23 protein-coding genes are annotated in these 25,452 nt (G+C 71.2%); 7 read left to right on the top strand and 16 right to left on the bottom strand.

All coding sequences use genetic code 11. From position 1 onward, the window contains the following. Nucleotides 1–99: 99 nt before the first annotated feature. The 4 genes from ACGTNG_RS14855 to queC are packed head-to-tail and all read right to left on the bottom strand — an operon-like array spanning nucleotide 100 to nucleotide 2,622. Nucleotides 100–369 (bottom strand): YkgJ family cysteine cluster protein, encoded by a 270-nt coding sequence (locus ACGTNG_RS14855; RefSeq protein ID WP_394797303.1) that lies wholly within the window; start codon nucleotides 367–369, stop codon nucleotides 100–102. Then, on the bottom strand, nucleotides 366–1,211 hold the full coding sequence (locus ACGTNG_RS14850) for a 6-carboxytetrahydropterin synthase (RefSeq protein ID WP_394797302.1): 846 nt from the start codon (nucleotides 1,209–1,211) through the stop codon (nucleotides 366–368). Before ACGTNG_RS14850 ends, ACGTNG_RS14855 begins: the two co-directional genes overlap by 4 nt. Beyond that, entirely contained in the window at nucleotides 1,211–1,867 is a 657-nt protein-coding gene (gene queE / locus ACGTNG_RS14845; protein WP_394797301.1) for a 7-carboxy-7-deazaguanine synthase, read from the bottom strand. The genes ACGTNG_RS14850 and queE overlap by 1 nt, the downstream gene beginning before the upstream one ends. Beyond that, nucleotides 1,867–2,622, bottom strand: a complete 756-nt coding sequence (queC, locus tag ACGTNG_RS14840; protein ID WP_394797300.1) for a 7-cyano-7-deazaguanine synthase QueC — start codon at nucleotides 2,620–2,622, stop codon at nucleotides 1,867–1,869. Before queC ends, queE begins: the two co-directional genes overlap by 1 nt. 222 nt (nucleotides 2,623–2,844) lie before the next feature. On the opposite strand from queC, the gene trhP reads away from it, so the two are divergent. Then, the gene (trhP, locus tag ACGTNG_RS14835; RefSeq protein WP_394797299.1) at nucleotides 2,845–4,269 is read left to right on the top strand and encodes a prephenate-dependent tRNA uridine(34) hydroxylase TrhP; all 1,425 of its coding nucleotides are present in this window, start codon (nucleotides 2,845–2,847) and stop codon (nucleotides 4,267–4,269) included. Between the two features lie 89 nt (nucleotides 4,270–4,358). Continuing rightward, a complete protein-coding gene (locus ACGTNG_RS14830) occupies nucleotides 4,359–4,769 on the top strand; it encodes an SRPBCC family protein (RefSeq protein ID WP_394797298.1) in 411 nt (136 codons plus the stop codon). 138 nt (nucleotides 4,770–4,907) lie between these two features. On the opposite strand, the gene ACGTNG_RS14825 is transcribed toward ACGTNG_RS14830, so the two are convergent. From ACGTNG_RS14825 to ACGTNG_RS14770, 12 genes are all read right to left on the bottom strand, one after another. After that, nucleotides 4,908–5,144, bottom strand: coding sequence for a DUF2789 domain-containing protein (locus tag ACGTNG_RS14825; RefSeq protein ID WP_315585083.1), 237 nt, complete (start codon nucleotides 5,142–5,144; stop codon nucleotides 4,908–4,910). 71 nt (nucleotides 5,145–5,215) lie between these two features. Next, the gene (locus ACGTNG_RS14820) at nucleotides 5,216–6,268 is read right to left on the bottom strand and encodes an asparaginase (protein ID WP_394797297.1); all 1,053 of its coding nucleotides are present in this window, start codon (nucleotides 6,266–6,268) and stop codon (nucleotides 5,216–5,218) included. Nucleotides 6,269–6,354: 86 nt separating this feature from the next. Next, nucleotides 6,355–7,587, bottom strand: a complete 1,233-nt coding sequence (locus ACGTNG_RS14815) for an efflux RND transporter periplasmic adaptor subunit (protein WP_394797296.1) — start codon at nucleotides 7,585–7,587, stop codon at nucleotides 6,355–6,357. A gap of 36 nt (nucleotides 7,588–7,623) precedes the next feature. Continuing rightward, nucleotides 7,624–9,987 carry an ABC transporter permease gene (locus tag ACGTNG_RS14810; protein ID WP_394797295.1) on the bottom strand — a complete coding sequence of 788 codons (2,364 nt, stop codon included), beginning with the start codon at nucleotides 9,985–9,987 and terminating at the stop codon, nucleotides 7,624–7,626. 4 nt (nucleotides 9,988–9,991) lie between these two features. Beyond that, nucleotides 9,992–10,708 (bottom strand): ABC transporter ATP-binding protein, encoded by a 717-nt coding sequence (locus tag ACGTNG_RS14805; protein ID WP_394797294.1) that lies wholly within the window; start codon nucleotides 10,706–10,708, stop codon nucleotides 9,992–9,994. 32 nt (nucleotides 10,709–10,740) lie between these two features. Continuing rightward, complete coding sequence (locus ACGTNG_RS14800) at nucleotides 10,741–11,901, bottom strand: MFS transporter (RefSeq protein ID WP_394797293.1); 1,161 nt, start codon at nucleotides 11,899–11,901, stop codon at nucleotides 10,741–10,743. Nucleotides 11,902–11,977: 76 nt separating this feature from the next. Further along, nucleotides 11,978–12,505, bottom strand: a complete 528-nt coding sequence (locus tag ACGTNG_RS14795) for a hypothetical protein (protein ID WP_394797292.1) — start codon at nucleotides 12,503–12,505, stop codon at nucleotides 11,978–11,980. 7 nt (nucleotides 12,506–12,512) lie between these two features. Then, nucleotides 12,513–13,013, bottom strand: coding sequence for a hypothetical protein (locus ACGTNG_RS14790; protein WP_394797291.1), 501 nt, complete (start codon nucleotides 13,011–13,013; stop codon nucleotides 12,513–12,515). Nucleotides 13,014–13,112: 99 nt separating this feature from the next. After that, a complete protein-coding gene (locus ACGTNG_RS14785) occupies nucleotides 13,113–14,420 on the bottom strand; it encodes a DEAD/DEAH box helicase (RefSeq protein WP_394797290.1) in 1,308 nt (435 codons plus the stop codon). A 136-nt stretch (nucleotides 14,421–14,556) separates the two neighbouring features. Next, nucleotides 14,557–15,150 (bottom strand): PqiC family protein, encoded by a 594-nt coding sequence (locus ACGTNG_RS14780; protein WP_394797289.1) that lies wholly within the window; start codon nucleotides 15,148–15,150, stop codon nucleotides 14,557–14,559. Next, complete coding sequence (pqiB, locus tag ACGTNG_RS14775) at nucleotides 15,147–16,847, bottom strand: intermembrane transport protein PqiB (RefSeq protein ID WP_394797288.1); 1,701 nt, start codon at nucleotides 16,845–16,847, stop codon at nucleotides 15,147–15,149. Before pqiB ends, ACGTNG_RS14780 begins: the two co-directional genes overlap by 4 nt. Beyond that, a complete protein-coding gene (locus ACGTNG_RS14770) occupies nucleotides 16,844–18,163 on the bottom strand; it encodes a PqiA/YebS family transporter subunit (protein WP_394797526.1) in 1,320 nt (439 codons plus the stop codon). The genes pqiB and ACGTNG_RS14770 overlap by 4 nt, the downstream gene beginning before the upstream one ends. A gap of 140 nt (nucleotides 18,164–18,303) precedes the next feature. Here ACGTNG_RS14770 and ACGTNG_RS14765 point away from each other — a divergent pair, with 140 nt between their 5' ends. The 5 genes from ACGTNG_RS14765 to cydC all read left to right on the top strand — a co-directional run bounded on the left by ACGTNG_RS14765 (nucleotide 18,304) and on the right by cydC (nucleotide 25,446). Then, nucleotides 18,304–19,287 (top strand): calcium/sodium antiporter, encoded by a 984-nt coding sequence (locus ACGTNG_RS14765; protein WP_394797287.1) that lies wholly within the window; start codon nucleotides 18,304–18,306, stop codon nucleotides 19,285–19,287. 268 nt (nucleotides 19,288–19,555) lie between these two features. Continuing rightward, entirely contained in the window at nucleotides 19,556–20,965 is a 1,410-nt protein-coding gene (locus ACGTNG_RS14760) for a cytochrome ubiquinol oxidase subunit I (RefSeq protein ID WP_394797286.1), read from the top strand. A gap of 3 nt (nucleotides 20,966–20,968) precedes the next feature. Then, a complete protein-coding gene (gene cydB / locus ACGTNG_RS14755) occupies nucleotides 20,969–21,970 on the top strand; it encodes a cytochrome d ubiquinol oxidase subunit II (RefSeq protein WP_394797285.1) in 1,002 nt (333 codons plus the stop codon). 1 nt (nucleotide 21,971) lies between these two features. Then, nucleotides 21,972–23,702: a thiol reductant ABC exporter subunit CydD gene (cydD, locus tag ACGTNG_RS14750; RefSeq protein WP_394797284.1), complete on the top strand. Its 1,731-nt coding sequence runs from the start codon at nucleotides 21,972–21,974 to the stop codon at nucleotides 23,700–23,702. Next, nucleotides 23,695–25,446 carry a thiol reductant ABC exporter subunit CydC gene (gene cydC / locus ACGTNG_RS14745; protein WP_394797283.1) on the top strand — a complete coding sequence of 584 codons (1,752 nt, stop codon included), beginning with the start codon at nucleotides 23,695–23,697 and terminating at the stop codon, nucleotides 25,444–25,446. The genes cydD and cydC overlap by 8 nt, the downstream gene beginning before the upstream one ends. Nucleotides 25,447–25,452: the final 6 nt, after the last annotated feature.

Below are 25,452 nucleotides of genomic sequence, written 5' to 3'. Positions count from 1 at the left end.
TTGAGCCCGGAACGACGGCGGCGCCCCGAGAGGCGCCGCCGTCGTTCCGGGCCCGTCGCGCTTTCCTGTCGCGTCGGGATCGATCGGGCGTCTCGACGCTCAGGTGGCGAGCTCCAGGGCCGCGATGCGCGCGAGCGCCTCGTCGCGGTCGTCGCCACAGAGCTCAGGGTCATGGTCGAAGCGTTCGCATACCGCCGGGCGGCGCGGATCCCCGAAGAGCCGGCACAGGTTGGCGTCATCGAGCTGGACGCAGCGCACGCCGGCCGGCTTGCCCTCGGGCATGCCGGGGATCGGCGAGCTGATCGAGGGCGCGATGCAGCAGGCGCCGCAGCCAGGGCGACACTCGCCCGGCGACCGGGGCGTGCTCACGGGCGCGCCTCGGCGATGGCGCCCTTGTCGATCCCCTCGAAGGCCTGGACCCGGGTGGCGCGGCCGCTCTCCCGGGCGATGGCCTCGGCCAGCCAGGCGGCGATCTGCTCGACGGTGGTGGGGGTGGGCAGCACGGCGCAGCGGCGGCGGGGCAGGCGCAGGAAGAATTGCCCCTGCTCGGCGCGGTAGCGAGTGGTCAGCCGGTCGTCGAGGCCCGGGTCGTCGTCTGCGACGATGTCCGCCTCGTCGACCAGGTAGCGCTCGCTGAGCCACTCGGCCCAGCGCGCCTCCAGCGCCGGCTGGCGTCGTCCCTCCTGCCAGACATGCAGCCGCGAGCGGTGGCCGTGGGCGATGCGCTGACAGTTGCCGGCGTGGCGCTTGAGGCCGTGGCTGTAGCCGTAGGCGGCCCCGTCGATCGCCTCCTCGCGCAGGGTCAGGCGGATGTCGTCGACCCGCGGCGGCGGTCGGCGCATCAGCTCGTCAGCCAGGTGACTGGCGAGGCGCTCCGGGGTTATCTCGGACCAGGGCAGCAGGCTCATGGCCTGGCGCGGGGCGCGCATCTCCAGCGGGTAGGGGGTGTCGCTGCGCAGGCAGAGGCCCTCCCGGCAGTCGTGCAGCGTCACGCCCGGCGCCTCGGTGGGCACCAGCAGGGTGTGATCGACGCCGGCGTCGATTGCGCCCTTGATCCAGGGCTTCACCTCGCCGAAGTCGAAGAGCATGCCGTCCTCGCCGAGCTCGCCGTCGAGCTCGACGTCGACCTGCCAGCTCGCGCCGACGAGGCCGCGTCGCGGGCACCACAGCGACGCATCGAGCTGGGTGAGGCGGTTGACGAAGAGGGTCATCAGTCGACTCCTGCGATCTTGTGGGTCTGCAGTGACAGCCGCCACTGGGGATGGGCCAGGCAGTAGGCCACCGTCTCGGCCAGGGGGTCGGAAACGGTGTCGCCCGAGAGGCCACCGGGATCGGTGTCCACCGGCTGCAGGAAGAAGTGAGCGAAATCCAGCCGCGCGAAGCGCTCCGGGGTGATCTCGGCCTGGGGGTGGACCAGCTTGAGCTCGTCGCCGCCGGTGACCACCAGCGGGTTGTCGCCCTTGGGGCTCACGCAGAGCCAGTCGATGCCGCTGGGGACGGGCAGGGTGCCGTTGGTCTCCACCGCGACCTCGAAGCCCCGCTCGTGCATGGCGGCCACCAGGGCCTCGTCCAGCTGCAGCAGCGGCTCGCCGCCGGTGAACACCACGTAGGGCGTGGCCACGCCGCTGTGATCGGGCCACAGCGCGGTCAGGTGGTCGGCCAGGGCGGCGGCATCCGCGAAGCGACCACCGTGCTGGCCGTCGGTGCCGACGAAGTCGGTATCGCAGAAGCGGCAGGCCGCCGTGGCGCGGTCCGCCTCGCGTCCCGACCAGAGGTTGCAGCCGCTGAAGCGACAGAAGACGCTGGCGCGACCCGCCTGGCCCCCCTCGCCCTGCAGCGAGTAGAAGGCTTCCTTGACGCTGTACATCAGCTCTCTCCCGCGTCGTCGTCAGGACGTGTCGCATCGGCGGTGGGGTCGGGCAGCTGTAAATCGGCGGCGGGTTCGGGCCGCTGTGAATAGCCCAGGGGATCGACGGCGTCGTTGGCGGCGAAGGCCGCCAGGCGCTCCCGGCAGCTGCCGCAGCGGCCGCAGGCGAGGGCCTCGCCGCGATAGCAGGTCCAGGTGTCGGCGTAGTCGAGGCCCATGGCCAGGCCCTCGGCGAGGATCTCGGCCTTGCTCGCGCGCAGGTAGGGCGCGTGGATCGTCACCGGCGCGAAGTTGGCGATGCCGGCCACGTCGTTCATCGCCTCGACGAAGGCGGGGCGACAGTCCGGATAGAGCACGTGGTCGCCGCCGTGGGCGCCGTAGTCGACCCGGTCGGCGCCGATGTTGACCGCCTTGGCGATGGCCAGCGAGAGCAGCACCATGTTGCGGTTGGGCACCACGGTGGCAGACAGGTTGTCCTCGGCGTAGTCGCCCTCGGGCATCTCGCGGCTGGCGTCGGTGAGGGCCGAGTTGTCGATCAGGCCGTGGATGGCGGTGATGTCGACCACCTGATGGGGCACGCCGAGCTCGCGGCAGACGCGCGTGGCCACCTCGAGCTCACGGCGATGGCGCTGGCCGTAGTCGAAGGAGAGGGCGTGGACGTCGAGCCCCTCGCGCAGGGCACGGTGCAGCACGGTGAAGGAGTCCATGCCGCCGGAGTAGATCACCACGGTGGCGGAATCGGGGGAGTGGGTCATGTCGGAAACTCTGGTCGGAGAATTTGTCGCCCCCGCTGCGTATCCAGTGTCGCGGCGGGAGAGGGCGCCGGGGTCCGGTCCGGCGCGCGACAGTGTACGCAAGGCCGCCGTATCTGGCCAGAATCGCTGCCAATTGCTAGACTTTCGCGCCTTTCCACACCCCTTTGCACCCCCGCGGCCCCGGCCGTCGACGGTGCCATCGTCCTGACAACGGTGAATTCCATGAAAGCCCCTGAACTGCTGTCGCCTGCCGGCACCTTCAAGAACATGCGCTACGCCTTCGCCTACGGGGCGGACGCGGTCTATGCCGGCCAGCCGCGCTACTCGCTTCGCGTGCGCAACAACGATTTCAAGATCGACAACCTGCACAAGGGCATCGCCTACGCCCACGAGCGGGGCAAGCAGTTCTACGTGGCCTCCAACATCGCGCCCCACAACAGCAAGCTCAAGACCTACCTGCGCGACATGGAGCCGGTGATCGAGGCCGGGCCGGATGCGCTGATCATGTCCGACCCCGGGCTGATCATGATGATCCGCGAGCGCTGGCCCGAGCAGGTGATCCACCTCTCCGTGCAGTCCAACGTGGTCAACTACGCGGCGGCGCGGTTCTGGCAGCAGCAGGGCATCAGCCGCATCATCCTGTCGCGTGAGCTGTCGCTGGAGGAGATCGCCCAGATCCGCGCCGAGTGCCCGGATCTGGAGATCGAGACCTTCGTCCACGGCGCGCTGTGCATCGCCTATTCCGGGCGCTGCCTGCTCTCCGGCTACTTCAATCACCGCGATCCCAACCAGGGCACCTGCACCAACGCCTGCCGCTGGAAGTACAACACCGTGGCGGCGTCCGAGGACGAGAGCGGCGACCTGGTGCCGGCCAACTCGGCCCGTGCCCACGCCGCCAGCGGCATCTGGACCCCGGGTCAGGATGGAGCGCAGGGCGGCGGGCTGATCGCCTCGGGCGGCGGCAGTGCCGAGATGAGCACCGCCACCGCCGGCGGCACCGAGGGGCAGGACGAGCTCTCGGCGCTGATCGAGGATCGCAGCCGGCCGGGCGAGCTGATGCCGGTCTACGAGGACGAGCACGGCACCTACATCATGAACTCCAAGGACCTGCGCGCGGTGCAGCACGTGCCGCGCCTGGCCGAGATGGGCGTCACCTCGCTGAAGATCGAGGGGCGCACCAAGTCGCCCTACTACGTGGCGCGCACCGCCCAGGTCTATCGCCGCGCCATCGACGACGCCGTGGCCGGCCGTCCCTTCGATATGCGCCTGATGGACGAGCTCGATAACCTCGCGAACCGCGGCTACACGGAGGGGTTCTACCGTCGCCACGTCCACGACCAGTACCAGAACTACGAGCAGGGCAACTCGGTGGGCGTGCACCAGCAGTTCGTCGGCGAGGTCACCGCCTACGACCCGGATCGCGGCGTGCTGGAGATCGACGTCAAGAACCGCTTCGAGGTCGGCGACTCCATGGAGCTGATGCTGCCCGGCGGCAACCGTCGCTTCGTGCTCGAGCACATCGAGAACCGTCGCGGCGAGTCGGTGGGTGCGGCCCCGGGCTCCGGCCACGTGGTGCGCATCCCCGTGCCGGGCGAGGCGATCTCGCCCGAGCGCATCGAGTTTGCGCTGCTGATGCGCGACCTCTGAGCCGACACGCGGCTGGACATCCCCGGCCGTCGGCGACAAGGTAGGGGACGATTGGCGAACGAGCCGTTGGCAGTCACACAGGGAGCGTCATGGCGACCATCGAACACAGCGCGATTCTCAAGGCACCCCCGGAGCGGGTCTTCGCCCTGCTCGAGCGGGTCGAGGACTTCGCCGACTACTCCGACCTGATCCAGGCGATCGAGCCGCTGGGCCAGGATCGCTACCGCTGGCACGTGCACGCGGTGGGGATGGACTGGACCTTCGATGTCGCCATCACCGAGGCGCGCTCGCCGGAGGTGTTGGCCTGGGAGTCGCTGGACGGCGTCCACAACCGGGGCTGCTACCGCCTGACCCCGGTCGAGGACGGCACCGAGGTGGCCCTGACCCTGACCTACACGATCCGCAATCGGCTGCTGGAGAAGGCCGTCAACCGCGCGGCCAGGCCGCTGGTGGGCAAGGTGAGCCGACAGATCCTGGAGCGCGTCGAGTCGCGGCTCTAGCGCTTCTACCCCACCCCCGCTAGGCGGTTGCCGCGCCTCACGCGCTATTCCTGATCTAAAACGACGCCGCCCGTCATCGTGACGGGCGGCGTCGTGTCGTGAGGCCTGGCCTTCGGCGCTGCTCTCGACGTCTGAGCCTCAGCCCTTGCGCAGCGAGGCGTCGAGGTGATCGACGACCTCGGCCCAGTCGGCATCCTCCTGAAGGGCCTCGCGCAGGAACTCCGCCTGGCCCTCGTTCCAGCAGGGCGCGTCCGGCAGCGCAATCTCCTCGGGAATCGGCGCATGGCGATCGATGAAGCGCTTGATCGCCGCGTGATCCGAGGCGAGGCCGAGCTGCTCGAAGAGTTCGGTGAAGGGGTGGTCGGGGTGTTCCATGGACTGACTCCTGCTGACCGATGAGGGTCTTCCCACCTTAGCGATTTACGCGCCGGCGTGCATGACCCGCGTCAACGCTCGCCGACCAGCGGCGTGAGGAAGCGCCGCCGGCGTTCGCTTTCCTCGAGGGGCTGGGCCAGCAGGTGGACCAGCTTGGCGAAGGCGGCCTCGGGGGTCATGTCCTCGGCCGAGAGCACGCCGGCGTCCTCGAGCCCCTGGCCGGCGGCGTAGCCGCCGAAGGCCACCGCGCCATGGGGGCACTGGCTCAGCGCGGCCAGCAGCTTGCCTTCTCCGCTCGCCCGGGCCAGCGCCCCGGTCAGCGACGGGTCGTCCGGCACGTTGCCGCCGCCCCACACCTCCAGCACCGCGCCTTTGACGCGCTCGTCGCCGAGCCAGGCCTCGACCTGCCAGGCTTCAATACCGGGCCACAGGGCCAGGCGGACCACGCCGCCCGCCGCCAGCGGCGCATAGTCCGGCAGCTCGAAGCGCGGTGCGCCGCGCTGGTGATCCGCCAGGCCGCGGCCGGGGTAGAGCACCACCTCGTCGTCGACCCGCTCGCCAAGCGGCGTCAGGTTAGGGCTTTCGAAGGCCGCGGCGTCTTGCGTCTGCCACTTGCGGGTGCGACAGCCGCGCAGCAGCTGGCCGGCGAAGCAGAGCGCCACCTCCTTGAGGCGCGCCGTCACGGCGAAGCGCAGGGCATCCGCGACGTTGGCGATGGCGTCGCTGCCCTCGGCCTCCAGGGGGCGCATGGCGCCGGTGAGGATCACCGGGCGATCGATGCCCTGCAGCTGGAAGGCGAGGCTCGAGGCCGTCCAGGCCAGGGTGTCGGTGCCGTGGAGGATGACGATGCCGGCATGCCGGCGGTAGTGGCGGGCCACCAGCGCGGCCAACGCCTGCCAGTCCCTCGGCGTGGCACTGCTGGAGTCGATGGGGCGGTCGGTCTCGAGCACCTCGAAGGCGGGCAGGCTGGCCTGACGGGCCGGGGGCAGGGTGGCCAGCGCCCGGCGCAGGCGGGCCTCGATGTCATGGCCCGGCGTGAGCCCCCGGGGGCCTGGCACCATGCCGAGGGTGCCGCCGGTGTAGATCACCAGTACGGGGGCGTCGAGGTCGGGTCCGGCGGTCATGGGGGGCTCCTGGCGGGTCGGGTGGTCGGGGGCCCCATGATACGGCCGGCGCGGCGCCAGGCAAGCCTCGGTGTGAGGCTCAAGGGTCAGGCGTCCTCGCGAACCGGCGCGCCGTCGACGAGCACCTCGCTCGGGTGGGTCACGATGCGCTCCCCGGCGTCGAGCCCGTCGAGGACCTGGCTGACGAGTCCGCTCTGGCGGCCGATCTCCAGGTGGCGAAGCCGGGCGCGACCGTCCTCGACCGCGAAGGCCGCCCAGCGGCCATCGTCGCGGAAGAGCGCGCTGGTGGGCACCTGGAGCACGTCATCGTCCTGCCAGATCAGGAATTCCACCTCGACCCGGAAACCGCTGCCGAGCCCCAGGGCGGCGGGATCGGTATCGGGGGCGAAATCGACGATCACCGGCACCCGCTGCTCGTCGACGCCCAGCGCCGAGGTGCGGGTGAAGCCGGCGGGCTCGATGCGTCGCACCCTGCCATCGAGCGGCTGGCCGCCCCAGCCGGTGATGCGCACCGCCATGCCCGGACGCAGGCGCACCGCGTCCATCGAGAGCAGATCGACGAGGATCTCCATGTCCGCCAGGCGACCGATCTCGAGGATCGGCTGGCCGGCGTCCACCGTCCCCTCGCAGCAGCGGAAGCGCTCGATCACCACGCCGGCCACCGGGGCGGCCACCTCGAGGGTCGGCTGATCCGCGGGGCTCCGCTGGCCGCTGGTCACCGCCAGCACCGCCCGGGCGCTCTCCACCTCGAAGCTTGCCGCCTCGACGCTCGAGGCGGCGGCGCGTTCCAGGGCGCGCTGGCGGTCGCGCAGGCTCTCGCGATGCTCCAGGTCGGCGGTCGAGACCAGGTTGCGCTCGTGGAGCCGACGGTAGCGCTGGTACTCGGCCTCGGCGAAGCGCCGCTCGGCCCGGGCCGTCTCCAGGTTGGCCTCGGCCGCGTGGAGCCGGGCCCGGGCGGCCTGCAGGGCGTCCTCGGCCTGCTCACGGCTGCGGGCGTCCAGGGCGGGGGCCGGGCTCGGCTCGAGACGAAACAGCACCTGGCCCCGGTCGACCGCATCGCCCACCTCCAGCATCACCCGCCGCAGGTAGCCGGTGATCGGCGCCGTGACGTGCCAGGTGTCGCGAAGGCGGGTGCGCCCCTCCTCGTCGACCGCGTCCACGAAGGGCGCGCGCGCCACCGTGGCGGTGGTCACGCCGACCGGGGCCGGGCGCAGGGCCCAGACCAGCAGGCCCAGCGCGGCGAGGGCGACCAGACCCCAGAGCAGGCGGCGCGGGGTGAACCACCGACGGAGGAGGGCGCTAGGCGAGGAGCGAGGCATGACGGACTCCGGGGCAGACGATGATGACGAGCGGGTTCATTCCGGCGCCTTGAGCACGGCGACCTGATCCAGGCGCCAGAGGCGGCGGAGCATCAGCCCCCCCACCAGGGCCGAGGCCGAGATCACGCCGAGGGCCGAGACGCCGAAGATACGCGGCGTGAAGATCAGCGGAATGCGAAACAGGTCGCTGCTGAAGGCCTCGCTGAGCAGGGCGCAGAAGCCCGCGCCGACGGCCCAGCCGGGCAGGATGGCGAGCCCCCCCAGCAGCATGATCTCGCCGAGCAGGATGCGCGAGACCTCGGCTCGGGTGTAGCCCAGCACCAGCAGGGTGGCCAGCTCCCGGGCGCGCTCGGCGAAGCTGATCCGGGCGTTGTTGTAGATCACCCCGAAGGCGATCGAGCCGGCCAGGGTCACGAACACCAGGGCGAAGACCTGCAGGGTCTCGTCCAGATAGCGGCGCACGCCGCGCTCTGCCTCGCCCATCAGCCCGATACCCGCCACCGCCGGCAGCTCGTCGAGGGCCGCGATCAGCGCCTCGCGATGGGCGGCGTCGATCAGCAGCCAGGCCCCGCCGATGGCGGGGCCCTCGCGCATCAGGCGGTTGAGCCGATCGCGACGCAGGTAGGCGCCGACCCCGACCGGCTCGTCGACCAGGGCGGCCACCGGCAGCGACGCTCGGCGGCGATGGCCCTCCATGATCGCGACCTCCAGATGATCGCCGACCCCGACCCCCAGCCACTCGCCGAGATAGCGCGTCAGCACCAGGCCCTCCGGGGGCAGCGGTCGCGCGTTGCCGGCCGCGTCGACGATCGGGCGCAGGCGCGGCGTGGCCTCGAGGCCCGTGAGGGCGCTGCGGTAGCGGCGGTGGCCGTGGATCAGGGTGGCGGGAACGCGGCGCCAGGGCTCCACGGCCAGCACGCCGGGCAGGTGGCGAAGCTCGCCCAGGGCCCGTTCCGGGGTAGGGTCGTTGAAGGTCAGCTCGATGTCCATGCGCAGGATCTCCCGGTACTGGCGGTCGAGCATCCGGTCGAGCGCCTCGATCTGCCAGGCGCCCATCATCAAAAGGCCCGCCGAGAGGGCGATGCCGATCACCGAGAGCGCCGTCTTGGCCGGCTGCCGGGCCAGGTGGCGCAGCACGATGCGCCCCTCGCTGCCGAGTGCATGGCCAAGCGGCGAGCGCTCGAGCCAGGTGCGCCGGAAGCGCTGCGGGGCCGGCGGGCGCATCGCCTCGGCGGGCGGCGCGCCGACCGCCTGCCAGACCGCCCGCCCGGTGCCGGCCAGCGCCGACAGGCCGGCCAGCAGCAGCGAGAGGGCGAGCGCCCAGGGCGGGATCGGGAAGTGCATCTCCGGGAAGCGGAAGTACTCGGCGTAGAGCCCGGCCATCCACCGCGCACTCCAGGCGCCGAGCCCCACCCCCAGACCCCAGCCCAGCAGCACGATCAGCAGGGCAAGCCCGGCATAGTGGCGGGCCAGCTCGCCGTCGCGATAGCCGAAGGCCTTGAGCAGGGCGATCTGCTGGCGCTGGGTGCCGATCAGGCGCGTCATGACCACGTGAAGCAGGAAGGCCGAGACCAGCAGGAAGACGGTGGGCAGGATCGTGGCCTGGGCGCGCTGCTGGTCGAGCTCCTCCTCGAGGAAGCGATGCGACGGCTGGTCGTGTCGGGTGCGGGCGCCGGTGCCGCCGTAACGGGCGAGGGCCAGGTCCAGGGCGTCGATGACGCCCTCCCGGTCGGCGCCGGCCTGCAGGGTCAGCGAGAGCTGGTTGAAGGCGCCCTCCATGCCGTAGGCGTCGGCCAGCGCCGTCTCGTTCATCCAGAGGATGGCGTAGCGCCGGTAGTCGGGGACCAGGTCGGTGGGACCGGCCTGGTAGAGGAACTCGGGGCTTAGGGCGATGCCGCTCAGCGTCAGGCGGGTGCGGCGGCCATCGATGATCGCCTCGACGTGGTCGCCCGGGACGAGCCCGTGGGCCGCGGCGAAGGCGTCGCTGGCCACCACCTGATGCTCGCGCCCGGCCGTGGGCAGCTGGCCGGCCAGCAGGTGAAGGCGGTTCAGCGTCGGCTGGCGGCCGTCGGGAATCGACACCAGCTGGCCGCGCACCGGGTCCTCGAAGTCGGGCACCGTGAGGCGCAACGGGGCGCCCACCCGGGCCTCGATGAGGTTGACCCCGGGCAGGCGCTGCAGGCCCTCGACGAGGCTCAGCGGGGCACGGGTGACGTCGGCGAACACCTCGGCGAAGTGGTGGCTGGCATAGAAGCGGGCCTGGGCCCGGGTCAGGGCGTCGAGCATCGTCACCGCGAGGATCAGCGTCATCACCCCGCCGCCGATCACCACGGCGATGGCCAGCGCCTGCCCCTTCAGCCGCCCGAGGTCACGCAGCTGCTTGCGCCGCAGGGCCCTCATGGGCTCACCACTGGAGCTCCGCGGCGCGGCGACGCCGGCTCGGCACCGTGATGCCCTCCACGCGGCCGTCGCGCAGGTGCACCACCCGATCGGCCATCTCGCCGATCACCGCGTTGTGGGTGATGATCGCCATGGTGGTGTCGGACTCGCGATTGAGGGTCTCGATCACCTCGAGCACGCGGATGCCGGTGTGCGAATCCAGGGCGCCGGTCGGCTCGTCGCAGAGCAGCAGCGAGGGTCGCTTGGCGATCGCCCGGGCGATCGCCACCCGCTGCTGTTCGCCGCCGGAGAGCTGGGAGGGAAAGTGGTCGAGCCGATCCTCGAGGCCGACCCGGGAGAGGGCCGATTCCGGCGTCAGCGGGTCGTGGCTGATGTCGGTGACCATCGCGACGTTCTCGCGGGCGGTGAGGCTGGCGATCAGGTTGTAGAACTGGAACACGAAGCCCACGTGATGGCGCCGGTAGGCCGTCAGTCGACGCTGTGAGGCGTGGGTCAGGTCGTCGTCGCCGTAGTGAACGCTGCCGGACGAGGCGCGGTCCAGGCCGCCGAGGATGTTGAGCAGGGTCGACTTGCCGGAACCCGAGGCGCCGAGCATCACGATCAGCTCGCCGCGGTGCAGGTCGAGGTCGACGCCACGCAGCGCCCGGATGGTGACCTCGCCCATGCGGTAGTGCCGGGTCAGCCCCCGGGTCGTCAGCACCACGTCCCTGTCGTTCGCCATCCGCCGCGCTCCTGCCGTCTCTCGACTGGAGTCTAGCGGGTGCGCAGCCGTCCCGCGTCGTCGACCTCCAGGCGGCGATTGCGTCCGGCGAACAGCGCGAAGCCCATGCTGACGGTGACGATGCCCAGCAGCACGCGGGTCAGAGCGGTCAGCCCCACGTCGAACTGCAGCATCACCCCGATCGCCAGCGGGCCCAGGGCGGCCAGGGTGTAGCCACCCCCCTGCACCAGCCCCGAGAGCTTGCCGGCCAGGCGCGAGGTGGCGGTGCGCAGCACGATCAGCGTCAGCGCGAGGCTGAAGCCGCCGCCCTGACCGAGGCCCAGCAGCACGGCGCCGGGCCAGCGCCACACGGCGGGCGCCTGGAGCAGCAGCCAGAAGCCGCCGGCGACCATGGCCAGCACGATCAGCAGGGCAGGGCGCTGGTCGCGTCCCAGGCGCGCCAGCCAGGGGGCCGACAGGGCCGAGACCAGCTGCACCATCACCGAGGCGCCCATCATCCAGCCGGCCTCGGCCTCGCTGTAGCCGCGGGCCATCAGCAGGGTCGGCAGCCAGCCGAAGACGATATAGGCGAGCGACGACTGGCTGCCCATGAAGAGCATCACCTGCCAGGCCAGCGGCTGGCCGAGCAGCTCCCTCACGGAGCCACCGGTCTCGGGCGTGGCCGTGGTGGCGTCATGGCGCGGCATCAACAGCCGCCAGGCCACCAGGGCGGCCACCGCCAGCAGGGCCCAGCTGGCGAGCCCCATCGACCAGCTCCCCAGCCAGTCGGCCAGGGGCACGCTGAGCCCCGCCCCCAGGGCGCCGCCCAGGCACAGCGCCATGGTATAGACGCCGGTCATCAGGTCGGCACCGGCCGGCAGCTCGCGCTTGACCAGTGCCGGCAGCAGGGTGCCGGCCACGCCGATGGCGGCGCCGACCATCAGGGTGCCGCCGTAAAGCGCGACCACGGCCGGCACGCCGCGAAGCGCGAGGCCGCCGGCCAGCAGCAGCAGGGCGGCGGCCAGGGTGTTCTCCGGGCCGAGGCGCTTGGCGAGCCAGGGAGCCAGCGGGGCGAAGATCCCCAGGCAGAGTACCGGCAGGGTGGTCAGGGCCCCGATGGCCAGCGCCGAGAGCCCGGTGTCCTGCTGGATGCGGGTGAGCACCGGGGCCAGCGTGGAGAGGGCCGGGCGCAGGTTGAGCCCGACCAGCACCATCAGGCCGATGAACAGCGCCAGCCGGCGGGCATCGGGCTGCTGGGAAACGGGCCGCGAGGCCTCGCTGCGTAGCGTCTTAATGATGCCCCCTGGGTCGCACCGGCGATCGGGAGGCGCGGCGCTTATCGAAAGGATCGGGCGTCTCGAGCTCGTTGTCGGCCCGGAAGGTGACCGTGCCGGGCGGCGTCGGCGTATCGGGATCGATGCGCGAGCGGATGCCCGAGACATCCTCACTGCTCACCAGGCCCGAGCCGCCGGCGTGGCTCGCCGCCTCCACGATCAGCGGCCCATCAAAGCTCCAGCAGCGCTGGGGCACCTGGCTGACGCGCCACCGGCGATCCTGCCAGTGGGCCTGGCCGTCGTCGGTGAGGGTGAGTTCATCCAGGGGGATCAGGGCCGCGAACAGCCGCGCGTTGAAGACCAGGCCGCCACCCGCCATGCGCACCGGGCCTCGGTACTCGCCGCGCGCCAGCTCGGCGAGCACCTGCTTGCGCTTGGCATCGTGATCCAGTTCGGCCTGGCCGCAGAGGTGCAGCACGTCCCGATCGATCTGCTTGATCACCCAGACCTTGACGGGCGTCTTGCCGAGCAGCTTCTTGAACATGCCGGCACTACACCATATGGCGGCGCAGGTCGCCTCGCACGGTGTCGAGCAGGGTGATGAAGCGCGTGTCGCGGCCGCCATCGGTGCGGTCGACGCGTACCACGCTGCTCATGCCGCGATCGATGTTCAGCTGGTCGAAGATCTCCAGGGTGAGCTTCTCGGCCGGCTGGCTCCCGGGCTCGATGCGCCCCGAGGGGAGGGTGAAGGTGGTCAGCAGGGTGGCGCGCACCCGGGTGGATCCGCCTTCGGCCAGCACGCGACGAACGAACAGCCAGCCCTCGCAGGCCAGTGCCGTGTCGCCGTGATCACGCAGGAAGAGGGTGCGATAGCTGGCGCCCTCGCTGGCGCCCTTCTCGGCCATGCTGCGATAGGCCTCGGTCATGCGCGTGGCGGAGACCTTCGACGTCTCGAGGCGCTGGCTCGCCGCCTGGTGTTCGCGGTCGAGCCGGGCCTGATGCTGAAAGCTCAGCCAGCGCCGGTAGTCGCTGATCAGGGTCGTGTCATCCATGGAGGCATCCAGGCGTGGAGGGTGGATGGGAGACGCGCCGGGGGACGGCGCCCGGCGGACTACATTCGCATATCATGATGCAATCCGCCAGGCAGGCCGTCAGGCCTGGCGCGAGCCGCCGCGACCGCCGCGCCGACGGCGCGGGGCACGGGCTTCGTCGCCGCCGTTGCGCTGGCCGGCAGCCTGGCCCTGACGACGCTGTCCCTGGCCGCCGCGGCCGCCACCACCGCCGCGCTTGCCGCGGCCGTTCTCGATCGGCTCGGGCTTGGCGTTGGGGTCGGGCTCGAAGCCCGGCTCGATGTGCTTCTCGAGGTCGCGCTTGATCAGCCGCTCGATGCCCTTGAGCAGGCCGTGTTCGTCGACGCAGACCAGCGATACGGCCTTGCCTTCGCTGCCGGCCCGGCCGGTGCGGCCGATGCGGTGCACGTAGTCCTCGGCAACGTTGGGCAGCTCGAAGTTGACCACGTGGGGCAGCTCCTCGATGTCCAGGCCGCGGGCGGCGATGTCGGTGGCCACCAGCACCTGCAGGTCGCCGGTCTTGAAGGCGGCCAGCGCCTTGGTGCGCGCCGACTGGCTCTTGTTGCCGTGGATCGCCATGGCCGGGATGTCCTGCTTGGACAGCTGTTCGGCCAGGCGGTTGGCGCCGTGCTTGGTGCGGGTGAACACCAGCACCTGCTGCCAGTCGTGGCGGGTGATCAGGTGCGCCAGCAGGTCGCGCTTCTTCTCGCGATCGACGCGGTAGATCGCCTGGTCGACGAGCTCGGCGGTGGTGTTGCGACGCGCCACCTCGATCATCGCCGGGTCGTCGAGCAGCTTGTTGGCGAGCGCCTGGATCTCGTTGGAGAAGGTGGCCGAGAACAGCAGGTTCTGGCGCTTCTGGGGCAGCACGCGCAGGATCTTCTTGATGTCGTGGATGAAGCCCATGTCGAGCATGCGGTCGGCTTCGTCGAGCACCAGGATCTCGACCTTGGAGAGGTCGACGTGCTTCTGCTGCTGCAGGTCGAGCAGGCGGCCGGGGGTGGCCACCAGCACGTCGAGGCCCTTGCGAATGGCGTCGACCTGGGGCTGCTGGCCGACCCCGCCGAAGATGACGTGAGACGAGAGCGTCAGGTGACGGCCGTAGTCGGCCACGCTCTCGCCCACCTGGGCGGCGAGCTCGCGGGTCGGGGTCAGCACCAGGGCGCGGATCTGGCGCGGGGCCGGACGCGGGCCCTCGGCGAGGCGCTGCAGCATCGGCAGGGTGAAGCCGGCGGTCTTGCCGGTGCCGGTCTGGGCGCTGGCCAGCAGGTCGCCGCCCTTGAGGACGGCGGGAATCGCCTGATGCTGGATCGGGGTCGGGGTGGTATAGCCCTGTGCCTCGACGGCACGGAGCAGTTCGGCACGCAGGCCGAGGTCGGAAAAGGTCATGCGGTCTCCGCAGAGACGCCTTGGTCGCGCCACGTCGATCCGACGTGGTCAGTCCCTGGCCAAGGCGTGAAAAAGGAATCGCGGCAGGAGGGACCATCGATCGCCGCGTGGTGCGTATTATGCCATAGCGCCTGGGCTAGCGCAGCCGTTTGATTTCTTCGGCGATCTCGTCGACCACGCCGTCCCAGCCGCGGCCCAGGGCGCGCACCAGGGCGGGATAGCCGTCCCGCGCCAGGGGCACCTCCACGGCGAAAGGCGCCAGCGCCTCGAGCGAGCCCTCTCCGTCGCGCAGCTGCCACTGGCCCGCCACCACCGCCTGGCCATCAAAGCGACCGTGGAAGCGGTCCACCGTCAGTCGCAGGGTGGCGGCGGGCTCCCGGGACTCGCCGGCGGCCTCCCCCAGGATCCGGGTGTCCGGCAGGCGGGCGGCCAGGCGCTCCTTCAGGCGGCGTTCGAGCTGCAGCCCGAGGGGCTCGGCCCACAGGTGCTGGCTCGCCTCGTTGAGGGTGATGTCGTCGAGCTGCAGGACCAGGCCGTCGACCGACAGGAACCGGGCGAGCGTCGGCCGGGCGACGACCAGTTGGTGGGCGGCCTCCGCCCCGGCGACGCGAGCGGGGGCCGCCATGGCGTCATCCGGGAGGGTGTAGCGGTTGGAGGGCGGGGCATCGGTGGCACAGCCGGCCAGCCACAGCGTGGCCAGGGCGGCGGCCAGGCCCTTGATGACGGTCATGGCGAGCTTCCTTGCGGGGTGGAGGTCGGCGCCCGGGGGATCGGGTCCTCGGTGTCCAGGCGGTCGAAGAGCAGGGCGCTGGGGTTCTCGCGCAGGGTGCGTGCGGTGGGCTGCAGGTCGCGCAGCAGGCGCTCCAGCTGCTCGAGGGTCGCGCTGACGTCGCGGTAGGCGCGGGACTCCGGCGACACGCCCTCGAGGGTGGTGCGCAGCGCCTCGAGGGTGGCATTGAGGTTGCCGGGCAGTTCCCGCATGCCGGGCTCCTCGACCAGGCCGCGCACGCTGGCGGTGAGGGCATTGACCTCCTCGAGGGTGGCCTGGGAGGCGTCGAGGTTGCGGTCGAGCCCGGCCAGCAGCGGCTCGATCTCCAGGCCATTGAGCTTGTCGAGCAGGGCCGTCACCTGGGCCTGGATCTGGGCGAGGCCGCTGGAGGTGGTGGGGAAGACGGTGCGCTCGGCGAAGGTCTCGGCGACGTAGTCGACCTCGGCGTCACCGTCCTCGTCGCGCTGGAAGTTGAGGTCGACGAACAGCGCCCCGGTCAGCAGGCTGCCGCTCTTCAGCGACGCCGTGAGGCCCAGCCCGAAGAGCCGTTCGAAGCGCTCCCGCCACTGCTCGAGGTCGAGCGACTCGGCGTCGATGCCCAGGCGCTGGGGTTCGATGCGAATCAGCACCGGGATGGCGAAATTGTCGCGGGAATCGGGCTGGGGCGCGGTGAACTGCCAGGGCACCCGGGCCACGGTGCCGATCCGCACCCCGCGAAACTCCACCGGCGCCCCCCCGGAGAGGCCGCGCACGGTGTCCTCGATCAGCAGCACGTACTCCAGGTAGCGGCTGAAGGTGCCCTGGCGGGCGCTCTCCTCGTCGGCGTAGAGGGTGAAGGTGGTGTCCTCGTCCACGGGCTGTCCCTGGGGGAGGTCCTCGGGCACGCCGAAGGTGACGCCGCCACCGAGCAGCGTCTCCATGGAGTCGACCTTGACCCGGAAACCCTCGGAGTCGAGGCGCAGGTCGACGCCGCTGGCGGCCCAGAATCGGGTGCCGTCGGTGACCAGGTCGTGATAGGGACTCTCGATGAAGAGGCGATGGTGCATGCGCCGGGTGGTGCCATCGAAGGTGGCCTCCTCGACGCGGCCCACGGTGAGCCCCTGGAAGGTGACCGGGTCGCCGACGCTCGGCGCGTTACCGAGCTGGCTGATCAGGTTGACCCGCAGCCCCTCGGCGCCGGCCGGAGCGACCGGCGGCTGGTCGCTGACCTCGAACTCCCGGGCATCGATCTCGCTCTGCCCGGGCTCGAGCTGGATGTAGGCGCCGGAGAGCACCGTGCCCAGGCCGCTGATCCCCTCGCGGCCGATGCGTGGCTTGACCACCCAGAAGCGGCTGTCCTCGACCAGCATGTCGTCGGTATCCGGGCTCATGCGGGCGGTGATCACCGCCCGGGTCAGGTCGTCCGAGAGGTGCACCCGCTCGACCCGCCCGACCTCGACGTTGCGAGTCTTGATCAGGGTGTTGCCCGCCTCGATCCCCTCGGCGCTGTCGGTGACCAGGGTGATCTCGGGCCCGCGGCTGCGGTAGTTGTCGAACACCAGCCAGGCGCCGATCAGGATCGCCACGATGGGCACGATCCAGATCGGCGACAGCCGCGCCTGGGGCGTGGCGCGGGCGCGGTACCTGTCTCGCTCGGGCGGGGCGGGGGTGTCGGTCATGTCGAGTGTCCTTGGGCGGGTCGGGCATCACGCGGCAACGGCGCGTCCCAGAGCAGTCGGGGGTCGAAGGTCATGGCGGCGAGCATGGTGATCACCACCACGGCGCCGAAGGCCAGGGACGCGGGCCCGGGGGTGATCGACAGCAGCGCGCCGGCGCGGATCAGCGCCACCAGGATCGCCACCACGAAGACATCGACCATCGACCAGCGGCCGATGAACTCGGTGAGGCGGTAGAGCCGCGTGCGCGTCGCCGCGTTGAGCTCGTCGCTGCGCTTGACCACCAGGCAGAGCCAGGCCAGGGCCACCAGCTTGCCCACCGGCACGATCACGCTGGCGACGAAGATCACCACCGCCACCGGCCAGGAGCCCATCTGCAGCAGCTGCACCACGCCGCCGATGATGGTGGAGGGGGTGTCGTGGCCGAGGCTGGTGGTGGTCATGATCGGGTAGAGGTTGGCCGGCAGGTACATCAGGGTGGCGGCCGCCAGCAGCGCCCAGGTGCGCTGCAGGCTGTCGGGCTTGCGGGCATGCAGGCGCTCGCTGCAGCGACGGCAGCGGCCGTGGCCCGCGTCGTCCAGGCGGTTGACCAGGCCGCAGGTGGCGCAGCCGGCCAGTCCCTGGGGCGCGGCGGTCTCGCCGGTGCGTGCGCCCTCCGGCGCCAGGGGCTCGCCGGCCAGCGAGAACCACATCCAGTCGGCGTCCAGCGACTGCGTGGTGAACAGCAGCAGCAGGGCGAAGGCACAGAAGGCCCAGAAGGAGATGCCGAGCCCCACTTCCGCCATGCCGGCGATCTTGATGAGGCTCACCAGGGCCCCGACGATGAACACGTCGGCCATCATCCAGGGATGCAGGTGCGAGAGCGAGCGGGCGATGCTGCGGCTGGCCGGCAGCGGGGAGCCGCGCAGCAGCCCGGCCTGCAGCCACACCACGCCCAGCAGGTAGACGGCGGGCAGCACGCCGATGGTCAGCACCACCGCGATCGCCACCAGCGGCTGGTGAAAGCCGATCAGGGTGGTGGCGGTCTGGGTCAGCTCGATGCGGTTGCCGATGCCGCTGACGGTGAAGCTGATGAAGGGGAAGGAGACGGCCAGCGCCAGCGCGACCAGCGAGGCGAGTGCCAGCGCCATGCTGCGCTGGGCCGGGCGGTGGTGGCGGCTGGCCAGCACGTACCCGCAGCGGGGGCACTCGGCCTTCTCGCCGCCGTGCAGCGGGGGCAGCGCCGTCAGCCAGTCGCATTCATGGCAGGCGCGCAGTCGACGCCGTGAGGTGCGCGTCTCCGGCGGCGAGCGATCCACCAGCGGGGTCCCCCGGGGCAGGGTCGGGGCACGTAGGGCAGGCCTGGGCACGACGATGTAGGGTCTCCTGGCGATGAAGTCGTCACTGGGAAAGTGTGTCACGTTGACGCGGGGGGCACCATAGTCAAACATGCACGCCTGAATGTACCCGAGGAGACGACATGATTGTGCCCGCGATGGCGGTGGTGGCAGGCCTGGTCCTGCTGGTGTGGAGCGCCGAGCGCTTCGTCGACGGGGCCGCGGCGACCTCGGCCCGGCTGGGGCTGTCGCCGCTGCTGATCGGCATGCTGGTGATCGGCTTCGGCACCTCCGCCCCGGAGCTCGTGGTCTCCGCCCTGGCGGCGAGCCAGGGCAATCCTGGCCTGGCGCTGGGCAACGCCTTCGGCTCCAACATCGCCAATATCGGCCTGATTCTCGGCCTGGTGGCGCTGATCTCTCCGCTGGCGGTGCACTCCGGGGTGGTGCGCCGTGAGCTGCCGGTCCTGGGGGCCGTCACCCTGGGCACCGCCGCGCTGCTGTGGGGCGGCATGATCGACCGGCTCGAGGGCGCGCTGCTGCTGGGGCTGCTGGCGGCCTTCATCGGCTACAGCATCTACCTGGGCCTGCGCCAGGGTGGCGATGTGCTGGGGAGCGAGACCGAGGAGAGTCTGGAGACGCACCCCATGTCGCTCAAGGCCGGGCTGGTCTGGACCGGCGTGGGCCTCGTGCTGCTGGTCATCAGTTCGCGGGTGCTGGTATGGGGCGCGGTGGCCATCGCCCAGGGCTTCGGCGTCAGCGACCTGGTGATCGGCCTGACGGTGGTGGCCGTGGGCACCTCGCTGCCGGAGCTCGCCTCCTCGATCAGCGCGCTGCGCCGGGGCGAGCACGACCTGGTGCTCGGCAACGTGGTGGGCTCGAACCTCTTCAACACCCTCGGGGTCGTGGGCCTGGCCGCGGTGATCATGCCCATCGAGGCCGGCCCCGAGGTGCTGCTGCGTGACTGGAGCCTGATGATGGTCATGACCGTGATACTGGCGGTCTTCGCCATGGGCTGGCGCGGCCGGGCGGGGCGCATCAACCGCGTCGAGGGCGCCGTGCTGCTGGCGATGTTCCTCGGCTACACCGCCTACATGGTGAACCTGGTGATTGGCGGCGGTTCGGCCTGACGCCTGGCTGCGACAACGCGACACGGCGCGGCGACCCGAACGGTCTCCCTCGAGCTGAGTCCGAGGAGTATGATGCTTTCATGATCTGAGGAGTGCGGTCATCCGCTGTCGATATCGCCGGCCCCCCTGGGGGGCCGCACAGCGACGTTGCATGACCGTTCCCCGATCGACAAGAATGCGGCAGGGTGCCAGCGCCCCCACGCACAAGAGCACGTCCAGTGCCCGACGCATCTCGTACCCCCCGACCCGCAGGAACGAGGAGTGCCTCATGGAACTGGATCCCCTGCTGCTATCGAGGCTGCAATTCGCCTTCGTGGTAGCCTTTCACGCCATCTTTCCGGTGTTCACCATCGGCCTGGCGTCCTACATCGCCCTGCTCAACGGGCTCTTCTTCAAGACCGACAACCCCGCCTGGGATCGCCTGGCGCTGTTCTGGACCAAGGTCTTCGCCGTGGTCTTCGGCATGGGTGTGGTCTCGGGCATCGTCATGTCCTTCCAGTTCGGCACCAACTGGAGCAACTTCTCCCTGGCGGCGTCGAACTTCCTCGGCCCGGTGTTGAGCTACGAGGTGGTCACGGCCTTCTTCCTCGAGGCGGCCTTCCTCGGGGTGCTGCTGTTCGGTCGCGGCAAGGTGCCCCAGGGCGTTCACCTCTTCGCCGCCATCATGGTCGCCATCGGCACCTTCATCTCCTCGTTCTGGATCCTCTCGGCCAACAGCTGGATGCAGACCCCCGCCGGCATCGAGCTGATCGAGGGGCGCTTCCACGTCACCGACTGGAGCGAGGCGATCTTCAACCCCTCCTTCCCGTATCGCTTCGCGCACATGGTGCTGGCGTCGTTTCTCACCGGCGGCTTCGTGGTGGCCGGGGTCAGCGCCTGGTACCTGCTGATCGGCCGCGACCGCGAGGCCAACCGCAAGGCGCTCTCGATGTGCCTGTGGCTGCTGCTGGTGCTGGCGCCGACCCAGGCGGTGGTGGGGGACTTCCACGGCCTCAATACCCTGGAGCACCAGCCGACCAAGGTCGCCGCCATGGAGGGCAACTGGGAGCGCGGCTCGCACGTGCCGCTGCTGCTGTTCGCCTGGCCCGATCAGCAGGCCCAGGAGAATCGCTTCGAGGTGGGCATTCCGAGCCTCGCCAGCCTGATCCTGACCCACCACGCCGAGGGCGAGGTGCCGGGCATCAGCGAGGTGCCGCCCGAGGAGCAGCCACCGGTGTGGATCGTCTTCTGGTCGTTCCGGATCATGGTCGCCCTGGGCCTGGCGATGATCGCCGTGGCCCTGACCGGTCTCTGGCTGCGTCGCGGCGGCCGGGTCTATGAACACCGCGGCTTCCTGCAGCTGATGCGCGTGATGACCATCACCCCCTTCATGGCGGTGCTGGCCGGCTGGGTCGTCACCGAGACCGGCCGCGCGCCCTGGGTGGTCTACGGCCTGATGAGCCACGCCGAGGCGCTGACGCCTTCGCTGACCGGCGGCATGGCCCTGTTCACGCTGCTCGGCTACATGGCCGTCTACGCGGTGGTGTTCCTGTGTGGGGTCTACTACCTGACCCGGGTGGTCCGCCAGGGCATGCTGCCCGAGACCGCCCACGACGACGAGGTGCATCGACCCAAGCGACCGCTGTCGGCCGCCGACGTGCCCTTCGAGGACGCCTCCAGTCAACCGGGAAGGAGCTGAACCATGGGCATGTTCGATCTGAGTCTCATCTGGGCCGTGATCATCGGGTTCGGCGTGATCATGTACGTGCTGATGGACGGCTTCGACCTGGGGGTGGGGATCCTCTTCCCCTTCGCCCCGGATGAGGAGGCCCGGGACGTGATGATGAACACGGTGGCGCCGGTATGGGACGGCAACGAGACCTGGCTGGTGCTCGGCGGGGCGGGGCTGCTGGGGGCCTTCCCACTGGTCTACTCGGTTTTCCTGCCGGCGCTCTACCTCGGCGTCTTCCTGATGCTTGCCGGGCTGATCTTTCGCGGCATCGCCTTCGAGTTCCGCTTCAAGTCCCATCGCAATCGTCACTGGTGGAACCGCGCCTTCTGCTGGGGCTCCGCCGTGGCGTCCTTCGCCCAGGGCGTGGTCGTGGGGGCCTATATCCAGGGCTTCCCCGTCGAGGACTTCGTCTACGTCGGCGGCCCGTTCGACTGGCTGACGCCGTTCAGCGTGCTCACGGGCCTGGGCTTGATGGCCGGCTATGCGCTGCTCGGCGCCACCTGGCTGATCCTCAAGACCGAGGGCTCGCTCCAGGCGTGGGCCTATCGACTCGCGCCGCGCCTGCTGCTGGCGGTGCTCGGCGTGTTCGCGATCATCAGCCTCTGGACGCCCTTCGTGGACACCGGCGTGCGCGATCGCTGGTTCGGCCATCTGCAGCTGATCTGGATCTTCCCGGCCCTGGCGCTCGCCTGCGCGGGCCTCCTGTGGCGCGCCGTCCGCCAGCGGCGCGAGGGCCAACCCTTCATCGCCACCCTGGGCCTCTTTCTCTTCACCTACCTGGGGCTGGTGGTCAGCAAGTGGCCGGTCATCGTGCCGCCGGACTACACCATCTGGGACGCCGCCTCCGATCCCGGCTCCCAGCTCTTCCTGCTGATCGGGGTGCTCTTCGTGATCCCCATCGTGCTGACCTATACCGCCTGGTCCTACTGGGTGTTCCGCGGCAAGGTCCGCCCCGGCGAGGGCTATCACTGAGGTGAGGGCCGATACCGATAGCGAGGCGCCCGGGCCCACGGCCCGGGCATGGCTGTCGCGGCTCGCCGCCGGGGAGCGCCGCTACCAGCGACTCGCCCTGCTGGCCGGCGGGGCGGTGGGGGCCGCGACCATCGTCCAGATGGCGCTGCTCGCCGCGCTGATCAGCGCCCTGCTGGTCGACGAGCGATCGCTCCATGAGCTCACCCCCTGGCTGCTGAGTCTCGCGGCCACGCTGTTCCTGCGGGCGCTGGCCCAGTGGGGGCAGGAGGTGGCCGGCCAGGCGGCGAGCCTGCGTATCCGCCGGCGGGCCCGCGCCGAGCTGCTCGATCACCTGGAGCGCCTGGGGCCGGTGCGCCTCACCGGTCACCACGGCGCGGGACTCGCCCAGCGCCTGGTCGACCAGGTCGAGGCGCTGGACGGCTACTTCTCGCGCTATCTGCCCCAGCAGGTGCTGGCGGTGGCGATCCCGCTGATGATCCTCGCGGTGGTGGCCTGGCTCGACTGGCTGGCCGCGCTCTTCCTGCTGGTCGCCGCACCGCTGATTCCATTGTTCATGGCCCTGGTGGGCATGGGCGCCGAGCGGCTGAACCAGGAGCAGTTCGTGGCGGTGGCGCGCCTGTCCGGGCACTTCATCGACCGGGTCCGCGGCATCACCACGCTGCAGCTCTTCGGGCGCACCGCCCGGGCCACCCGGGAGGTGGAGGAGGTGGCCGACGACTACCGGCGACGCAGCATGCGCACCCTACGCCTGGCCTTTCTCTCCTCGGCGGTGCTGGAGTTCTTCTCCTCGGTGGCCATCGCGGTGGTGGCGATCTACGTGGGGTTCGGGCTGCTGGGTTATATCGACTACGGGCCGGCCGATGAGCTGACGCTCTTCACCGGCCTGCTGGTGCTGCTGCTGGCGCCGGAGTTCTTCCAGCCGCTGCGCAGCCTCGCCCAGCACTATCACGACCGGGCCGCGGCCCTGGGTGCCGCCGCGGGCCTGGTGACGCTGCTTCAGGAAGCGCCCGACGAAGGGCGCGGTGCCAATCCCTTCACTACCGCCGTCACCAAGCCCGTCACGAACGCAGAGCCGGCGCGACCGGTGGCGCCCGAGAGCCTGCTCGAGCTGGACGGCGTCACGCTCTCCCACGCCGGGCGCGGCCGGGTACTGGGGCCGCTGGATCTGCGTCTCGCGCGCGGCGAGACGCTGGTGGTGACGGGGCCGTCGGGCGCCGGCAAGTCGAGCCTGCTGCAGCTGATGGCGGGCTTTCTCGCTCCGACCCAGGGCGAGCGGCGCCTGGCCGCAGATGCCTCCTTCGCCTGGCTCGACCAGCGCCCGCTGCTGATCCAGGGCAGCCTCGCCGACAACCTGCGCCTGGCCGCGCCGGAGGCCAGCGACGGCCGGATGCGCGAGGCGCTCGCTCGTGCCGGGTTCGCCGCGCTGCTCAAGCGCCTGCCCGACGGGCTCGAGACGGCGCTCGGCGAGCGGGGCGAAGGGCTCTCCGGGGGCCAGGTGCAGCGCCTGGCACTCGCCCGGGTGTTCCTCTCTTCGGCGCCGCTGGTGCTGCTCGACGAGCCGACCGCGAGCCTGGACGCCCGGACCGAGGCGCGGGTGATCGAGGCCCTGGGGCAGCTTTCCGCCGAGGGACGCTCCCTGGTCATCGCCACCCACCATCCGGCGCTCCTGGCGCTGGCCGATCGTCGGCTGGTCCTCGAGGCGGCCCCCGTTCGGGAGAGCGTCGATGCCTGATGCGCGAGACGCCTCGCTGATCGCCACCCTGCGCCCCTGGTGGCGGCTGCTCGATCGACGTCGCGGTCGGCTGCTCGCCGGGGCGGGCCTGCTGCTGCTCACGGTGGCCGCGGGGATCGGCCTGCTGGCGCTCTCGGGCTGGTTCATCACCGCCACGGCGCTGACCGGCCTGGCGCTCGCCGCCGGGCTCTCGGTGGGCCTGGATGTCTACGTGCCCGGCGGCGGGATCCGCTTCTTCGCGGTCACGCGCACCGTGGCGCGCTACGTCGAGCGGCTCTACAACCACGATACCGTGCTGCGCCTGCTGGCCGACCTGCGCGGCCGGCTGTTCGGCGTGATGGCCGGGCTCGAGGGGCACACCCTGTCGCGGCGCCGCGCCAGCGACTGGCTCGATCGCCTCACCGCCGATATCGACACCCTCGACGGCCTCTACCTGCGCCTCGTCGCCCCGGCCGGCGTGGCGCTGCTGGCGATCCTGGCGCTGTCGGGCCTGCTCGCCCTGTGGTTGCCCCGCGCCGGCCTCGCGGCGCTGGCGCTTCTGCTGTCGGCCTGGCTGTGGCTGACGGTGGGCCAGGCGCGGCGCGGCATGGCCGCGAGCCGCGGCCAGGTCGAGGCGCTGGAGGCGCTGCGCGGCCGGCTGCTCGAGCACCTGCGCGGGCTCGCCGAGCTCGAGGCCTATGGCAGCCTGGCCGCCCATCGCGCGCGGCTCGACGCCATCGAACGCCGGCTGCAGGATGATCAATGGCGCCTGGCACGCGTCGCGGGGTTGGGCTCGGCCCTGGCCGGGCTCGCCGTGGGCGCCACCTGGCTCGCGGTGTTGGTGCTGGCGGCGCTGGCCTGGCAGGCCGGGGCGCTGTCCGGCCCGGTGATGGTGCTGATGCCGCTGGCGGTGATGGCGCTGAACGAAGCACTGGCGGCGCTGCCCATGGCCTTCACGCGGCTCGGCGCGACGCGAGCCGCCGCCGAGCGCCTCAACGCCCTGGAGGCCGCCCGTCGCCCGAGCGACGCCGTCTCGAGCGAGACGAGCACCGCGGGCCAGGCGCCGTCCCCGGGGCCTCTCGATGTGACTCTGGATGCTATCGATCTGCACTATCCCGGCGCCCTGCAGCCGGCCCTCTCGGCGCTGGACCTGACGCTGCCGGCGGGCCGGCGACTGGCGCTGTGCGGCGCCTCGGGCGCCGGCAAGTCGAGCGTGGCCCAACTGGTGACGCGCCAGCTCGCGCCGAGCGCCGGGCGAATCAGCCTGGGTGGGGTGCCGCTGGAGGCGATCGACGAGGCGACGCTGCGCGAGCGGGTGGCCTGCCTCACCCAGCGGGTCGAGCTCTTCGACGACAGCCTGGCGGCCAACCTGCGCCTGGGCGATCCCGAGGCGGACGCGGCGCGGCTGTGGCGGGTGCTGGCGATGGTCGAGCTCGCCGACTGGGCCGCCGCGCTGCCCGAGGGCCTCGAGACCCGGGTGGGCGAGGGCGGTCGCCGGCTCTCCGGCGGTCAGGCCCGCCGGCTCGGCCTCGCCCGGCTGCTGCTGCGCGAGCCGGACCTGGTGATCCTCGACGAGCCTTTCGCCGGGCTCGATGCCGCCACCGCGGCGCGGCTGGCTGAGCGCCTCGATGCCTGGCTTGCCGGGCGCAGCGTCGTCTACCTGGTGCACCAGCTCGGCCAGGCGGTCGATCCGCCGGCCATCGATCACGCCCTGACCCTCTGCGAAGGCACGCTTTGCACGGATGGTCAGGATGTTTCAGGATAGGACCGA

Origin of the sequence: Halomonas sp. B23F22_3, assembly GCF_043496965.1 — a bacterium.
Classification (GTDB): domain Bacteria; phylum Pseudomonadota; class Gammaproteobacteria; order Pseudomonadales; family Halomonadaceae; genus Halomonas.
This window is presented reverse-complemented; position numbering and strand designations above follow the sequence as displayed.

Coding starts and splice junctions, on each gene's coding strand:
- ACGTNG_RS14850 (WP_394797302.1), bottom strand. CDS start 1,211: ATGACCCTCTTCGTCAACCGCCTCACCCAGCTCGATGCGTCGCTGTGG.
- queE (WP_394797301.1), bottom strand. CDS start 1,867: ATGTACAGCGTCAAGGAAGCCTTCTACTCGCTGCAGGGCGAGGGGGGC.
- queC (WP_394797300.1), bottom strand. CDS start 2,622: ATGACCCACTCCCCCGATTCCGCCACCGTGGTGATCTACTCCGGCGGC.
- trhP (WP_394797299.1), top strand. CDS start 2,845: ATGAAAGCCCCTGAACTGCTGTCGCCTGCCGGCACCTTCAAGAACATG.
- ACGTNG_RS14830 (WP_394797298.1), top strand. CDS start 4,359: ATGGCGACCATCGAACACAGCGCGATTCTCAAGGCACCCCCGGAGCGG.
- ACGTNG_RS14825 (WP_315585083.1), bottom strand. CDS start 5,144: ATGGAACACCCCGACCACCCCTTCACCGAACTCTTCGAGCAGCTCGGC.
- ACGTNG_RS14820 (WP_394797297.1), bottom strand. CDS start 6,268: ATGACCGCCGGACCCGACCTCGACGCCCCCGTACTGGTGATCTACACC.
- ACGTNG_RS14815 (WP_394797296.1), bottom strand. CDS start 7,587: ATGCCTCGCTCCTCGCCTAGCGCCCTCCTCCGTCGGTGGTTCACCCCG.
- ACGTNG_RS14810 (WP_394797295.1), bottom strand. CDS start 9,987: ATGAGGGCCCTGCGGCGCAAGCAGCTGCGTGACCTCGGGCGGCTGAAG.
- ACGTNG_RS14805 (WP_394797294.1), bottom strand. CDS start 10,708: ATGGCGAACGACAGGGACGTGGTGCTGACGACCCGGGGGCTGACCCGG.
- ACGTNG_RS14800 (WP_394797293.1), bottom strand. CDS start 11,901: ATGGTGCTGGTCGGGCTCAACCTGCGCCCGGCCCTCTCCACGCTGGCC.
- ACGTNG_RS14795 (WP_394797292.1), bottom strand. CDS start 12,505: ATGTTCAAGAAGCTGCTCGGCAAGACGCCCGTCAAGGTCTGGGTGATC.
- ACGTNG_RS14790 (WP_394797291.1), bottom strand. CDS start 13,013: ATGGATGACACGACCCTGATCAGCGACTACCGGCGCTGGCTGAGCTTT.
- ACGTNG_RS14785 (WP_394797290.1), bottom strand. CDS start 14,420: ATGACCTTTTCCGACCTCGGCCTGCGTGCCGAACTGCTCCGTGCCGTC.
- ACGTNG_RS14780 (WP_394797289.1), bottom strand. CDS start 15,150: ATGACCGTCATCAAGGGCCTGGCCGCCGCCCTGGCCACGCTGTGGCTG.
- pqiB (WP_394797288.1), bottom strand. CDS start 16,847: ATGACCGACACCCCCGCCCCGCCCGAGCGAGACAGGTACCGCGCCCGC.
- ACGTNG_RS14765 (WP_394797287.1), top strand. CDS start 18,304: ATGATTGTGCCCGCGATGGCGGTGGTGGCAGGCCTGGTCCTGCTGGTG.
- ACGTNG_RS14760 (WP_394797286.1), top strand. CDS start 19,556: ATGGAACTGGATCCCCTGCTGCTATCGAGGCTGCAATTCGCCTTCGTG.
- cydB (WP_394797285.1), top strand. CDS start 20,969: ATGGGCATGTTCGATCTGAGTCTCATCTGGGCCGTGATCATCGGGTTC.
- cydC (WP_394797283.1), top strand. CDS start 23,695: ATGCCTGATGCGCGAGACGCCTCGCTGATCGCCACCCTGCGCCCCTGG.